This window comes from Mesorhizobium sp. M0800 (assembly GCF_040320095.1).
In the GTDB taxonomy this organism is placed as follows: Bacteria; Pseudomonadota; Alphaproteobacteria; order Rhizobiales; family Rhizobiaceae; genus Mesorhizobium.
On the sequence record NZ_JAMYOZ010000079.1, the window covers coordinates 1 to 1,157 of the forward strand.

Genomic DNA, 1,157 nt, shown 5'->3' on the forward strand with positions numbered 1-1,157 from the left:
AACACCCCTTGTGTCTCTCGAATCATGCAGGATTGGGCTGGCGGGCGACCCGGGTCATGACCGGATCACCCGCTGCGACGGAAGCCCGTACACCCCTTGGTCTGAGCCCGTGGATGAGCAAGGCGCTCCGTCGCAGCTTCCATAGCCCGAACGGTTGCAAGGGTTCGACCCCGCACCAGCAAGGAAGGGATCAGAAGATGACACAAATTGTGCTCCATGTCGGCATCGATGTGGCCAAGGACCGACTGGACATCGCCGTTCTGGAAACAGGGGAGTTGTTCGCAGTCGACAATACCGAGACCGGTTATGCGGCATTGATTGAACGGCTGTCAGGCTGTGAGATTGGCGCCATCGGTCTTGAGGCGAGCGGCGGCTATGAGCGTGCTGTGCTCAAGGCGTTGTGGCAGGCTGGCCTGCCGGTGCGTCGCATCAATCCGCACAGGTTGCGCCAGTTCGCGCGTGCGGCCGGCATCAACGCCAAGAACGATCGCATCGATGCGCGTCTGATCGCCCGCTTCCTGGCGACGCTGCCGGTGCATCAGCTGGAGTTTGACCCACGCCTGGAACTGGTGATCGAATTAGTCACGGCACGCCGCCAGCTCCATTCCGAGCTCAGCCGTGTCAACAACCAGCGCGAGCACGTGCGCGATGCTGCTCTCAAGCGCCTGGCCAAGCGGCGTGCGACCCGGCTCAGTGCCGATATCCTGCTGCTTGACACGCGCATTGCCCAAGCAATTGCGGCCGATCCCGCCCTGGCGCACCGCGACCGGCTGCTGCGGTCCACGCCCAGCGTCGGCCCGGTTCTGAGCGCCACACTGATCGCGCTTCTGCCCGAACTGGGTCGCCTGTCCAACCGGCAGATCGCCGCCTTGGTCGGGCTTGCTCCCTATGACCACGACAGCGGCAAGCTCAAAGGCAAGCGATGTATTTGGGGTGGCCGAGAGCCTGTCCGCAATGTCCTTTATATGGCCGCACTCAGCGCAGGAGTGCACAACCCAATCTTCGCTGCTTTCCGCCAGCGGCTGCGGGCCAAGGGCAAGGAAGCAAAGGTCGCCATCGTCGCCGTCATGCGTAAACTCATCACAGCCCTCAACGCCATGGTCCGAGACAACAAATCGTGGAATCCGGCATCGATATGAAGCACGGTTGCTCATCCG

General features: G+C 62.3%; 1 protein-coding gene. It reads left to right on the forward strand.

Annotated features, from left to right (window positions below; translation table 11 throughout):
* The coding region (locus tag NKI18_RS33290) for an IS110 family RNA-guided transposase (RefSeq protein WP_502900807.1) at positions 1-1,139 on the forward strand (1,139 nt) is incomplete at its 5' end.
* Between the last annotated feature and the right edge of the window lie 18 nt (positions 1,140-1,157).